Consider the following 13,032-nt stretch of genomic DNA (forward strand, 5'->3'; position numbering starts at 1 on the left):
CCGACGGTGGGGGCGGGCCGCCCCGACCCGGGCACGCCGGGCCGGGGCGGCACCCGGGCTACGCGGCCTGGCAGGTGGGGGTGGCGGTGGGGCCCACCCCGGTGCCCTGGAAACCGAACTCGGTGCTGGCACCGGCGCCGAGTTGACCGTTGTAGCTGACGTTGCGGAAGGCCACCGTTCCGGTGGTACCGGTGTTGGTGGCGTTCCAGGCGCTGGTGACCGCCGCGCCGCCGGGCAGGGTGACGCTGACGGTCCACCCGGTGAGCGGGGCGTTGCCGGCGGTGACCCGGATCGAGGCGGTGAAGCCGCCGTTCCACGAGTTCAACGTCACCGCCGCGCTGCACGCGCCGCCTCCGGTCGGCGGCGGGGTGGTGGTCGGCGGCGGGGTGGTCGGGTTCGGGCCGCTGCCGCTGTTCAGCGCGTTGAGCACGGCGGTGTACGCCGGCTTCTTGTTGCCGTTGCCGTCGAAGAGCAGCGGGTTCTCGCCGCGCCGCCAGGAGTCGCTGTCCCGGACGCCCCAGACGGTGATGCCGGTGCAGCGGGTTACCGCCAAACAGGCCCGGGTCACCCGCTCGTAGATGCTGGCCTGGCTGGACCCCTGGGCCACGTCCAGTTCGGTGATCTGCACGTCGACGCCGAGGTCGGCGAAGCGTTGCAGGTTGGCCTGGTAGTCGCTGGCGAGCCCGGTGCCCAGGTGGGACTGGAAGCCGACGCAGTCGATCGGTACGCCCCGGGCCTTGAAGTCGCGGACCATGTTGTAGATGCCGGTCGACTTCGCGTTCACGCCGTCGGTGTTGTAGTCGTTGTAGCAGAGCTTCGCGGTCGGGTCGGCGGCGCGGGCGGTCCGGAAGGCCACCTCGATCCAGTCGTTGCCGGTGCGCTGGAGGTTGGAGTCGCGCCGGCCGCCGCTGCCGCCGTCGGCGAACGCCTCGTTGACCACGTCCCAGGAGTGGATCTGGCCCCGGTAGTGGGTGGCGACCCGGGTGATGTGGTTGATCATCGCGTTGCGCAGGGCGGTGCCGGAGAGGTTCTGCGCCCAGCGGGGCTGCTGGGCGTGCCAGACCAGGGCGTGCCCCCGGACGGACATGCCGTTGGCGCGGGCGTGGGCGACGAGCCGGTCGCCGCCGGTGAAGGTGAACTGGTTCTGGTTGGGCTCGGTGGCGTCCCACTTCATCTCGTTCTCGGCCACGATCGAGTTGAACTCGCGGTTCAGGATCGTGACGTGCTGCGTGTCGGAGAACATGAACGAGCTGGTGGCGGCGCCGAAGTAGCGGCCCTTCGCAGCGGCGGCGGCGCGCAGGGTGGTGTTGGCGCTGGCGGTGCCGGGGACGACCAGGGTCGTCGCGACCAGGGCGGCGCCGGCGGCGAGGGTGATCAGGTTTCGTGGCCGGAACAGGCCACGACGGCGGGTGGACGTGTCGTCCATGGACGGAACCTTTCGTGGTGGTGGCCGGGTGGACCGGTGTGGTGCCCACCCGGTGGGACTACCTGGTACGCCGGGGCCGGCCGGCGCGGTGCACCGGGCCCGGTGGCGGAACGGCCCGGTACGGGACGGTGCGGCAGCGGCCGGGACGGGGCCGTCGCCGCGTCCGCCACCGGTGGTGACCACCGGTCGGCGGGGGGTTCGGGGCACGCCGGACCGCCCCTGGCGGTCGTGGCGCGACCTGGCGGTGGTGGGTCGCCGGCGTCCGCTCCGGACGGCCGGCACCTGCGGCACGGGCGGTGACGGGTCCGCGTGGTTCCCGGCGGGCGACCACGGCCGGGTGCCGTGGCGACCGGGCGGGGTGCGGTGCCCGTGGCGCGGGGTGGTGCCGCCCGTCGACGTGGTGCCGCTCGACGCCTCCCGGCTCCCGGCGGGTGTCGGCGTGCAGTCGGAGCGTGCCCTTCGCTCCGTGTCGGGAGCCTAGCCTGTTACCGTTAACACAATCAACCCATCGATGCTTGACGATCACGTCCGGGTGTCGGATCGCGGCGTCGACCGGGGTGACCGGCCGGTGTGCCGGGTCGGTCGTGCCATCGACTCTGGGCTGCGAATATGTGCCGCTGGGTCGGCCGCGCGGGCCGGGCCGCCGGGCGGTGCGCCGGCCGCCGTGGGGTGACCGTCGGGTGTACGCCAGATTTGTTCGCGGTAACAGTTCGCGCGCGGTGTCGGCGGCGGCGGTCGGGGCGGCGCGGCGGCGTCGGCCGGGCCTGCGGCGGTGACGAGTGCCGCACGGGGCGTGGTGACGGGCGGCTGGCATGATGGGCCCTGCACGAATCGGTGGGCGGTCCGCAGCGGCGCTGGCCACCCCGGTTCTCGACCGGTTTCGCCGGTGTCCTGTCTGCGCACCGGCGCCGAAATCCCAGGGGTGTGACATGACCGCCATCTCCCGTGTCGTCGGCCGCGAGATCCTCGACAGTCGGGGCAATCCGACGGTCGAGGTCGACGTGATCCTCGAAGATGGTTCGTTCGGACGTGCGGCGGTGCCGTCGGGCGCGTCGACCGGGACCAACGAGGCGGTGGAACTGCGCGACGGCGACTCGTCCCGGTACCACGGCAAGGGCGTGCGCAAGGCGGTGACCGCGGTCAACTCGGAGATCGCGGCAGCGGTGGTCGGGCTGGAGGCCGAGGCGCAGGCGGCGGTCGACGCGAAGCTGATCGAGCTGGACGGTACGCCCAACAAGGGCCGGCTCGGCGCGAACGCCATCCTGGGCGTCTCGCTGGCCGTGGTCCGCGCCGCCGCGGCGGCGAACACGCTGCCCCTGTACCGGTACGTGGGTGGCGTCTCGGCCAACCTGATGCCGGTGCCGCTGATGAACATCATCAACGGGGGCGCGCACGCCGACAACCCGATCGACTACCAGGAGTTCATGATCGCCCCGATCGGCGCGGAGACCTTCGCCGACGCGGTCCGGATCGGCTCCGAGGTGTTCCACACCCTGCGCAAGGGCCTGAAGAGCGCCGGGCACAACGTGAACGTCGGCGACGAGGGCGGCTTCGCGCCGAACCTGCGCTCGGCCGACGAGGCGCTGGAGTTCATCGTGGACTCGATCGAGAAGTCCGGCTACCGCGCCGGTGCGGACGTGGCGATCGCGCTGGACGCGGCGGCGTCGGAGTTCTACGCCGACGGCGTCTACGACTACCGGGGCGAGAACCTCAAGCGCTCCGTCGAGGAGCACGTCGCCTACCTGGCCGACCTGGCCCGCCGGTTCCCGATCGTGTCGATCGAGGACGGCATGGCGGAGGACGACTTCGCCGGCTGGAAGCTGCTCACCGACGCCCTCGGCGCCGAGGTGCAGCTTGTCGGCGACGACCTGTTCTGCACCGACGTGCGCCGGCTGCGGGACGGGATCGAGCGGGGCATCACCAACTCGATCCTGATCAAGGTGAACCAGATCGGCACCCTGACCGAGACCCTCACCACCACCGAGACGGCGCACAAGGCGGGCTACACCGCCGTCATGTCGCACCGGTCCGGCGAGACCGAGGACAGCACCATCGCCGACCTGGCGGTCGCCACCGGCTGCGGGCAGATCAAGACCGGCTCGCTGTCCCGCTCCGACCGGACCGCCAAGTACAACCAGCTCATCCGGATCGAGGAGGAGCTGGGCTCGCAGGCCAGCTACGCGGGTCGCAGCGTCCTCGGCGCCCGCTTCTGACCGACCGGCCTCCCGCCACCCCGGTCGCCGACGAGGTCCCGGGTCGGGGCCGCCCCTGCGCGGGTGGCCCCGACCCGGCCGGTGCGCCGGTGGGGCACGGTTCCGCACGGGCAGGGGTTCCGCACGTGGCACATCGCGACCCTTCCCCGGGCGTCCTCCATTCCCCTGACATGCAGTTTCGCTCGACGGTTCCCCAGGGCCCGGACCGATCGGCGCGTACCTGTCCGGGAGCCGTGACGGGTGGGTCGGATACGGAGCCGACCCGTCATGGAATTTCCAGCCAGCGGCTGACAGAAATCCCACCCAAGTGGAATGGCGAATTCGAACGGCTGCCACATTCATCGATGATTGTTGGTGGATTGCCGTACCCGGGTGGGGCTGGGCGAAACGGTGGACGGTGCCCGGTTCCGGGGGTATAGTCCCCTGTGGATTCATGCCCATTCGGCAATGGACGTCAGGTTTTCGGAGTTCGTGCCCGCCCGGTCGCTGTCTGCGCCATTGCTGTTTCCGGTGTCGACACCGCCATTAATCCGATTCGTCATCCGATTCGGATTCCGGGTTCGGGGGCCGCTGACGTCGGACGGCGGATGGTGCTGTTCCTCAGGCCGACAATGGCAGTCGGGCCTCGCCGCGCGTCGACCGGCCGGGCCACGGGCGTGGCGGACGGGAGGTGAACGGGGTGGATCCCGTCAACGAGGTGACCGCCGACCGCACCTTCACCGTGCCGAAGGGGCGGGCGGCACGGCTGCTGCCCGCCCTGTTCCGTGCCGTCGGGTTCACCGCCGAGCAGGTGGTGGCGACGCTGGGCGCGACCGACCCGGTGGACCTGGTCCGCAACACCGGCACGTACGCCCTGCTCACCGACCACCTGTCCGACCAGTTGTGCCGTACCCCGGCCGGGCTGCTGACCCAGCTCTTCGTCCGCAACGCCCCGGTGCCGGCGGACGACTACCGGACGGTCCTGCCGGAGGAGCTGCGCCGGGCGTTGTACTGCTCGGGCATCGTCACCGGCACCGCCGACCTGGTCCGGGGGCGGTTCTCGGTCACCCCGGTCGCGTCCCGGTACTTCCTCTCCGACCAGCTCTTCGCCTTCGACGACGCGGGGGACGTCGAGCTCACCGACGGGGTGGACGTGGTGCTGCCCCCGCACGCCTCGTCGATGGCGCTGCTGCGGTACGCCGCCGAGGCGGAACCGGGCGGCCCCCTGATCGACGTGGGCAGCGGCTGCGGCGTGCTGGGCGTCAGTCTCGCGGCCCGCCACCGTTCGCTCACCGCCCTCGACGTCAACCCCCGGGCCGCCCACCTGTCGAGGGTCAACGCCGAGCTGAACGGGGTCGCCGCCCGCGTGCTGGTCGAGGACGTCACCACCGGCGGGTTCCCCGTGCCGGACGGCAGTCTCCTGCTGTTCAACACCCCCACCACGATCCGGTACGCCGACGGGGGGCGGTCGTCCGCCGCCATGCCGCCCCGGCGGGCGCTGGAGAGCGTCGTCGGCCTGCTCCCGGCGGGCCGGGGCTGCCACGCCCGGTTGTTCCTGGTGGTCGAGGTGCCCCGGGGGGTCCGGTCGGCGAGCGACCTGGTGGCGAGCTGGCTCACCGACGTCCCGGTGGACCGGCTGGACGTCCGCGAGATCCGCGACTCGGCGGCCTTCGTCCCGGCCGCGATGATCCCGCAGGGACGGGTCGGTCCGCAGTGCCCGCTGCTGCGGCACGGCGGCGACGCGCCGCCGCTCGCCCGCCACCTGCGCGACCGCGAGGTCCACGAGGTGGTCCCGGTGACCGTGTCGGTGTCGCGCTGACCCGTCCGCGTACCCGCGCACACCACGCCGGGGCGACGGGGCCGGTCGGTAGGGTCGTCCCAGACCGGAGACGCCGCGCCGGGACGCCCGCCCCGGGCCGGCGTCCGTGACGAGGAGGCTGGCCGGCACCGTGGCGCGGACACTGAGGATCACCACCCGGAACGCCACCTTCCAGCAGTGGCAGGCCCTGCTCACCAACCGCACCAAGCGGCAACGGGCGGGCGGCTTCCTGGTGCAGGGGGTCCGGCCGGTCTCGCTGGCGGTGCAGCACGGCTGGACGATCCGTACCGTGCTGCACAACGACGGGCCGGCGCTGTCCCGGTGGGCCCGGGGCATCCTGGCCGACGCCGGGGCCGCCGAGCGGTTCGCGGTCGCCCCGGAGCTGCTGCGCGAACTCGGTGGCAAGGACGAGGAGGCACCGGAGCTGCTCGCCGTGGTCGAGCTGCCCGAGGACCGGCTCGACCGGATCCCCACCGGGCCGGACCGGCTGGTGCTGGTCTTCGACCGGCCGACCACCCCGGGCAACGTCGGCACCCTGGTCCGCTCGGCGGACGCCTTCGGGGCCGCCGGCGTGGTGATCACCGGGCACGCCGCCGACCCGTACGACCCGAAGGCGGTCCGGGCCAGCACCGGCTCCCTTTTCGCCGTCCCGGTGGTCCGGGCGCCGAGCCACCGGGAGGTCCTGGACTGGGTCGCCTCGGTCCGCGACACCGGGGTACCCCTCACCGTGGTCGGCACCGACGAGCACGGCGACGTCGACGTCTTCGGGCACGACCTGACCGGCCCGACGGTCGTCGTGGTCGGCAACGAGACGCACGGGCTCAGCGCGGGCTGGCGGGAGGCGTGCGACCGGATGGTCCGCATCCCGATCACCGGCTCGGCGAGTTCGCTGAACGCGGCCACAGCGGCGACCGTCGTCCTCTACGAGGCGACCCGCCAGCGCGCCCGCCCGTGACCCGGCGGGTCGGAGCGGCAGCGCGCCCGACCATGATCCGGCGGGTCGGAGCGGCCCCGTGCCCGCCCCGACCCGCCCGGCCTGGTCAACCCACCCAGCGCACCCCCTCGGCGATCCGGGTGAGTTCCCGGATGACGGCGGGGTCGGGGCGGGGCGGCTCCGTCGGTACGACCAGGGGAGCCTGCCGCACCATCTGGACGGAGAGCCGCCCGCCGTGGAAGTCGCCGATGATCAGCGTGTCGCCGTGCCTGGTGAGGTGGGCCGGTCGACCCTGGATGTCGGGCAAGCGGGTCATCTCGGTCAGTGGCATGGCGTGCGGGTCGCCCGCCCCCGGGGCCCAGCCGATGCCGTAGCTGGTGCCGTCGTCGGTCCGGGCCCGGTCGATGGGCAGGCCGTCCTCGGTCGTGGCCTCGATCCGGTCCTCGGTGATCTCTCCGGAGCCGTCCTGGTAGCTCACTCCCGTCGCGCCGTTCCTGGTAAACACGTACGCGAGGTGCTGCCCGGGCGGCAGGTAGCTGAGCGCAAACGGCGTGCGCAGCGTCTCGGTCGTCTGCTCGCTGACGCCACGCGCGATCCGCAGGATGATCTCGTCGAGCCCGTCCTGGGCGGCGTCCCCCGGCCGGCCGTGGCCGTACTCCAGCTCCGCCCACCGTCCGGAGGGGAGGACGAACTGGACGAAGGACCGGGTGGGCAGCGTGGCGATCTGCCCGAACCCGCCGTTCACCTCGGTCTCGGTCCAGCCTGTCGACACCGATCGGTCCCGCCACTGCGGCGGGTGGATCGACGCGCTGAGGTAGGGGCCGTCGACCAATGCGTAGAACACGATCTGTTCCCGCGGGCCGCAGGTCCGCGCCGGCCGCTCCGCCAGCCCCTCCGGCAGCCAGTCGAAGTGCAGGCGGCACTCCTGCGGCGGGACCTCCTGGACCACCGGCGGCGGGCCGCTGCCCGGCAGCGGGTCGCCCCGGTCGGCGGGGAGCAGGGCGATCCCGGCGGTGAGGGCGAGCACCGCGATCCCGGCCGCGCCCGAGGTTGCGTACCGGCGGTGGCGTCGACGTCGGCGGATGCCGGCGTGGACCCCCGCGAGCACCTCGACCGGGTCGGGTGTGTGCCGTTCCCCCTCGGCGAACGCGTCGGTCAGTCGGTCGTTCATCGGCTTGCCTCCAGTTCCAGATCGAGCCGTAGCGTGGCGAGGGCCCGGGACCGCCAGACGCGGACCGAGCCGAGGGCGCACCCGAGCACCTCGGCGATCTCGCCGTCGGCGAGCCCCTCGTAGTAGCGCAGCACCAGCACCGCGCGGTGCCGGGGCGGCAGGTCGGCGAGCCGGGCCCACAGGTCCGCGCGGTCGGCGTGCCCGACGGCGTGGTCCGGGTCGTGCTCCACCGGGTCCCGCCGGGCCTGCTCCAGCGCCGCCCGCCGGGCCCGTCGCCGGCGCAGCGACAGGTACTCGTTGAGGACCATCCGGCGCAGGTAGAGGTCGGGCCGGTCCATCCGGCCGATCCGTTTCCACCGGGCGTGCGCCCGTACCAGCGAGTCCTGGACGATGTCCTGGGCGAGGTCCCGGTCGCCGGCGAGCACCGCCGCGTACCGCAGCAGCGCCGGCAGCCGGGCCGTGACGACCTCGTCGAAACTCTCCATCCGCCACCTCCTGCACGGGAAACGTCACGGCGGCCGGGATACGTAACCAGGGAACGCCGGTTTCCTGTTTGTCGGCTTCACCGGGGTTGACCCGCGCCGGTCCGGGTAGCGTCGGGGGCATGCGCTACGTGGAGCTCGACACCCCGAAGCCCATCTCCCGTATCGGCCTGGGGACCTGGCAGTTCGGGTCCAAGGAGTGGGGGTACGGCCCCGACTACGAGCGTCGGGCCGCCGACATCGTCCGGCGCGCGCTCGACCTCGGGGTCACCCTCTTCGACACCGCCGAGCTGTACGGCTTCGGCCGCAGCGAGCGGATCCTCGGCGCGGCGCTGGGCGAGGACCGGGGCAAGGTCGTCGTCGCCAGCAAGATCTTCCCCCTGTTGCCGGTCGCCCCGGTGGTGCAGCAGCGGGCGGTCGCCTCGGCGGCCCGGCTCGGCGTCGGCACCATCGACCTGTACCAGGTGCACCAGGCCAACCCGGTGGTCGCCGACACCACCACGATGCGCGGCATGCGCGCGTTGCAGGACGTCGGCCTGGTCGCCGAGGTCGGGGTGAGCAACTACAGCCTGCGCCGCTGGCAGTTCGCCGAGGCGGCGCTCGGTCGGCGGGTGCTCAGCAACCAGGTCCGGTACAGCATGATCGACCGGGGGCCGGAGGAGGACCTGCTGCCGTACGCGCGGCAGGCCGGCCGGATCGTGCTGGCGTACAGCCCGCTGGCGCAGGGCTTCCTCTCCGGCCGGTACGACGCGCAGCACCCGCCGAGCGGGGCGGTCCGTCGGGCCAACCCGTACTTCCTGCCGGAGAACCTGGAACGGGGCGCCGGGCTGATCGCCACGGTGCGCGAGGTGGCCGACGCGCACCAGGCCACCCCGAGCCAGATCGCCCTGGCGTACCTGCTGTACCACCCCAACGTGGTGGCCATCCCCGGGGCCTCCGGCGTCGAGCAGATGGAACGCAACGCCGCCGCCGCCGAGATCGACCTCGCCGACGACGAGTACGCCGCGCTCGCCACCGCCGCCCGGGAGTTCCGCCCGGTCACCGGGCTGGCCGCCGTACCCAGGATGATCCGCGCCCGCGCCGGACGGTGACCGCGCCGGGCACGAAGGCGGCCGACGCCGGTCGGTCGGGCGGTGGGTGAGCTAGCGTGGGGCGGGTGACTGGAACCCCTCCGGTGCCCCCGGTCGACCTGCCCGGCACGCTCGGCGCGCTGCGGGCCTCCGGATACCGCCCCCGTACCGTCAAGCAGGAGCTGCGGGCCAACCTCCTGGCCCGGATGCGGGCCGGCGAACCGCGCTTCCCCGGTGTCGTCGGGTACGACGACACGGTCCTGCCCGAGGTCGAGCGGGCCCTGCTCGCCGGCCACGACCTGGTGCTGCTCGGCGAGCGCGGCCAGGGCAAGACCCGGCTGATCCGGGCGTTGGCCGGGCTGCTCGACGAGTGGACCCCGGTGCTCGCCGGCTCGGTGCTCAACGAGGACCCGCTGCGACCGCTCACCCCGGCCTCCCGGGCGCTGGTCGCCGAGGCCGGGGACGACCTGCCGGTGGCCTGGCTGCACCGCTCGCTGCGGTACGGCGAGAAGCTCGCCACCCCGGACACCAGCGTCGGTGACCTGGTCGGCGACGTCGACCCGATCCGGGTCGCGCAGGGGCGCAGCCTCGGCGACCCGGAGACCATCCACTTCGGCCTGGTACCCCGCACCAACCGGGGCATCTTCGCCGTCAACGAGCTGCCCGACCTCGCCGAGCGGATCCAGGTGGCGCTGCTCAACGTGCTGGAGGAACGGGACATCCAGGTCCGGGGGTACCAGCTCCGGCTCCCGTTGGACCTGCTCCTGGTGGCCAGCGCCAACCCGGAGGACTACACCAACCGGGGGCGGATCATCACCCCGCTCAAGGACCGGTTCGGCGCGGAGATCCGTACCCACTATCCGCTCGACCTCGACCTGGAGCTGGCCCTGATCCGGCAGGAGGCGGACCTGGTCGCCGAGGTGCCGGAGCACGTGCTGGAGGTGCTCGCCCGGTTCGCCCGCGCGGTCCGCGAGTCCCCGTCGGTCGACCCGCGCTCCGGGGTCTCCGCCCGGTTCGCCATCGCCGCCGCCGAGACGGTGGCCGCCGCCGCCCTGCGCCGCAGTGGCCTGCTCGCCGCCGGGGACGCGGAGGCCGAGACGGCGGTGGCCCGGGTGGGGGACGCGGTCTCGGTCACCAGCACGCTGCGCGGGAAGGTCGAGTTCGAGAGCGGCGAGGAGGGGCGGGAGACCGAGATCCTCGGCCACCTGCTGCGGACCGCCACCGCGGAGACGTTCCGGGCCCGGCTGGCCGGCCTGGACCTGTCCGGGTTCACCGGGCTGGTCGCCGACGGGGCCGTGGTCGAGACCGGTGAGCTGGTCGCCTCCGCCGACCTGCTGCGCCAGGTGGGTACCGTCCCCGGGCTGGCGAAGGTGCTGGACCGGCTCGGGCTGGGCGACGCGCCGACCCCGGCCCAGGCCGCCGCCGGGATCGAGTTCGTTCTGGAGGGGCTGCACCTGACCCGCCGGCTGGGCAAGGACGTCACCGAGGACGGCCGGGCCCGTTACGGCAGCCGGGGCTGACCGTGACCGGCAACCGGTTCCGGTACGGGCAGTGGCGCGGCGGCCCCGACCCGCTGGCCGCCCCGTACGACGTACGGGAGGCGGTGGACTCGGTCGGCGCGCAGGTGCTGGCCGGCGGCAGCCTGCGGGAGGCGCTGCGGGACCTGCTGCGGCACGGCCCGAACGGCCGGGGCGGTCTGGACGAGCTGACCGCGCGGGCCCGCCGGCTGCGCCGGGAGGCGCTGCGCCGGGGCAACCTGGACGGCGCGGTGACCCGGGCCCGTGCCCTGCTCGACCAGGCGCTCGCCGCCGAGCGGGACGAACTGCGCGGCCGGGACGACGACAGCGCCCGGTTCGCCGAGACGGTGCTGGACAACCTGCCCCGCTCGACCGCCCGCGCCGTCGAGGAGCTGGCCGGGTACTCCTGGGCCAGCGACGAGGCCCGGCAGGCGTACCAGCAGATCCTGGACGGGCTGCGCGACGAGGCGCTCGGGCAGCGCTTCGCCGGGCTGCGCGACGCCGCGCGGGCCGCCGCCGACCCGGCGGTGCAGGAGCGGATCGCCGAGGTGATGCGCGACCTCAACGCCCTGCTCGCCCGGCACGCCCGGTCCGAGGACACCACCGATGCGTTCGCCGAGTTCATGCGGCGGCACGGTGAGTTCTTCCCGGAACGGCCGCGTGACGTCGACGAGCTGGTCGACGTGCTGGCCCGCCGGGCGGCGGCCGGGGAACGGCTGCTCCGGTCGCTCACCGACCGGCAGCGCGAGGAGCTGTCGGGGCTGCTGCGGCAGTCCCTCGGCGACCGGCTCGCCCAGGAGCTGGCCACCCTGGACGTCACCCTGCGGGGGCTGCGCCCCGACCTGCCGTGGGGGCGGGGGGAGCGGGCGCGCGGGGAGCGGTCCCTGGGCTACGGCGAGGCGACCGGGCTGCTCGACGAGATCGCCGACCTGGACGACCTGCTGGACCAGCTCGCCCAGGAGCACCCGGGGGCGACCCTTGACGACGTGGACGTCGACGCGGTGGCCCGCACCCTGGGCCGGGACGCCGCCGACGTGGTGGGCCGGCTGCGGGAGCTGGAGCGGGAGCTGCGCCGGCAGGGCTGGGTGACCCGGGACGCCGACGGGTTGACCCTGAGTCCGAAGGCGCTGCGCCGGCTGGCCGGCACCGCGCTGCGGCGGGTCTTCAACGACCTCTCCGCCGGGCCGCGCGGCCAGCACGACCTGCGTGCGGCCGGGGCCGCCGGCGAGGTCAGCGGGGGCTCCCGCCCCTGGGAGTACGGCGACGAGCAGCCCCTGGACGTGGTCCGGACCCTCACCCGGGCGGTCCGCCGGGCCGGGCCGACCGTCCCGGTACGGCTCGCCGTCGAGGACTTCGAGGTGGTGGAGACCGAACGGCGGGCGTCGGCGGCGGTGGCGCTCTGCGTCGACCTGTCGTACTCGATGATCTCCCAGGGGCGGTGGGGGCCGATGAAGCAGACCGCGCTGGCCCTGTCGCACCTGATGGCGACCCGGTTCCCCCAGGACGCGCTGCAGATCGTCGGCTTCGGCCGCCGGGCCGCCCCGCTGACCCAGCTCGAACTGGCGGCCGTGGAACCCGACCTGGTGCAGGGCACCAACCTCCAGCACGCGTTGCTGCTCGCCGGCCGGCACCTGCGCCGGCACCCGGACGCCGAACCGGTGGTCCTGGTGGTCACGGACGGTGAGCCGACCGCCCATCTGGACCCGACCGACGGCGAGGCGCTGTTCCACTGGCCGTCGCTGCCGGAGACCGTCGAGGCGACGATCCGCGAGGTGGACCGCCTCACCCGCTACGGCGCCACGCTCAACCTGTTCATGCTCGGCGACGACCCCGGCCTGCGCCGGTTCGTCGAGGCGGTGGCCCGCCGCTCCCGGGGCCGGATGTTCACCCCCGACCCCGACGACCTTGGCGAGTACGTCGTCTCCGACTACCTCCGCGCCCGCCACGGCCGCCGCTGACCTCGCCTCCCTGCGCGGGCTCTGTCGTCCGTTGGCTGGTTCGTCGTGGTGGCCGGCCTGGGTTCCGTGGCGCGCGGTCTCGCGGCGGTAGCGCTGTTGTCGTCCTTTCGAGCTGCCCCGGTTATGAGACCAGGAAGGGCTCGGGCCGACCGGGGCCTGGGCGGAGGAGCGGAGGCCCAATGCTCCGACCGCTGGTCCGCTGGTCCGCTGGTCCGCTGGGCCGCTGGTCCGCTGGGCCTGGTCCGGCGGGTGTGCCTCCCTGGCCGGGTGGGTGCGCACGTCGGCGGATCGCGGTCAGCTCGGCGGATGGCAGTCTCCTGGGGCCGCGCGGCTCCACCGGCCGGGTCCGCTTCGTGATCGGGACTCGGTGTCACGGGCGGTGGGTGCCCCGACGAGTGGGTCGGCTTCCCGCTGACGAGGTGTCGGACGGGTCGTTTCCACAGCCGGTCTTCGACGCCTCCGT

The 13,032-nt window shown here is 73.9% G+C and carries 9 protein-coding genes; 6 read left to right on the plus strand and 3 right to left on the minus strand.

Annotated elements, in window-relative coordinates; all coding sequences use genetic code 11:
• Positions 1 to 58 precede the first annotated feature (58 nt).
• Positions 59 to 1,426 carry a glycoside hydrolase family 10 protein gene (locus tag AWW66_RS09640; RefSeq protein ID WP_067362960.1) on the minus strand — a complete coding sequence of 456 codons (1,368 nt, stop codon included), beginning with the start codon at positions 1,424 to 1,426 and terminating at the stop codon, positions 59 to 61.
• 929 nt (positions 1,427 to 2,355) lie between these two features.
• Between AWW66_RS09640 and eno the strand changes: the two genes are divergently transcribed.
• From eno to AWW66_RS09660, 3 genes are all read left to right on the plus strand, one after another.
• Complete coding sequence (gene eno / locus AWW66_RS09650; protein WP_067362966.1) at positions 2,356 to 3,639, plus strand: phosphopyruvate hydratase; 1,284 nt, start codon at positions 2,356 to 2,358, stop codon at positions 3,637 to 3,639.
• Positions 3,640 to 4,318: 679 nt separating this feature from the next.
• Complete coding sequence (locus AWW66_RS35940; RefSeq protein ID WP_157527310.1) at positions 4,319 to 5,437, plus strand: methyltransferase; 1,119 nt, start codon at positions 4,319 to 4,321, stop codon at positions 5,435 to 5,437.
• A 130-nt stretch (positions 5,438 to 5,567) separates the two neighbouring features.
• Positions 5,568 to 6,392, plus strand: a complete 825-nt coding sequence (locus AWW66_RS09660) for an RNA methyltransferase (RefSeq protein WP_067362972.1) — start codon at positions 5,568 to 5,570, stop codon at positions 6,390 to 6,392.
• Positions 6,393 to 6,477: 85 nt separating this feature from the next.
• Here the strand turns inward: AWW66_RS09660 and AWW66_RS09665 are convergent, their stop codons facing one another.
• Together AWW66_RS09665 and AWW66_RS09670 are read right to left on the minus strand one after the other, a co-directional pair.
• Entirely contained in the window at positions 6,478 to 7,542 is a 1,065-nt protein-coding gene (locus AWW66_RS09665; protein ID WP_067362975.1) for a hypothetical protein, read from the minus strand.
• Complete coding sequence (locus AWW66_RS09670) at positions 7,539 to 8,027, minus strand: SigE family RNA polymerase sigma factor (protein ID WP_067362978.1); 489 nt, start codon at positions 8,025 to 8,027, stop codon at positions 7,539 to 7,541. Before AWW66_RS09670 ends, AWW66_RS09665 begins: the two co-directional genes overlap by 4 nt.
• 119 nt (positions 8,028 to 8,146) lie before the next feature.
• On the opposite strand from AWW66_RS09670, the gene AWW66_RS09675 reads away from it, so the two are divergent.
• The 3 genes from AWW66_RS09675 (at position 8,147) to AWW66_RS09685 (ending at position 12,569) form a co-directional block, all read left to right on the plus strand.
• On the plus strand, positions 8,147 to 9,115 hold the full coding sequence (locus AWW66_RS09675) for an aldo/keto reductase (protein ID WP_067362984.1): 969 nt from the start codon (positions 8,147 to 8,149) through the stop codon (positions 9,113 to 9,115).
• A gap of 65 nt (positions 9,116 to 9,180) precedes the next feature.
• Positions 9,181 to 10,614 carry a sigma 54-interacting transcriptional regulator gene (locus AWW66_RS09680; RefSeq protein ID WP_245648087.1) on the plus strand — a complete coding sequence of 478 codons (1,434 nt, stop codon included), beginning with the start codon at positions 9,181 to 9,183 and terminating at the stop codon, positions 10,612 to 10,614.
• Positions 10,615 to 10,616: 2 nt separating this feature from the next.
• A complete protein-coding gene (locus AWW66_RS09685) occupies positions 10,617 to 12,569 on the plus strand; it encodes a vWA domain-containing protein (RefSeq protein WP_067362990.1) in 1,953 nt (650 codons plus the stop codon).
• The last annotated feature ends 463 nt before the right edge of the window (positions 12,570 to 13,032 follow it).

This window comes from Micromonospora rosaria (genome assembly GCF_001567585.1).
Lineage (GTDB): Bacteria > Actinomycetota > Actinomycetes > Mycobacteriales > Micromonosporaceae > Micromonospora > Micromonospora rosaria.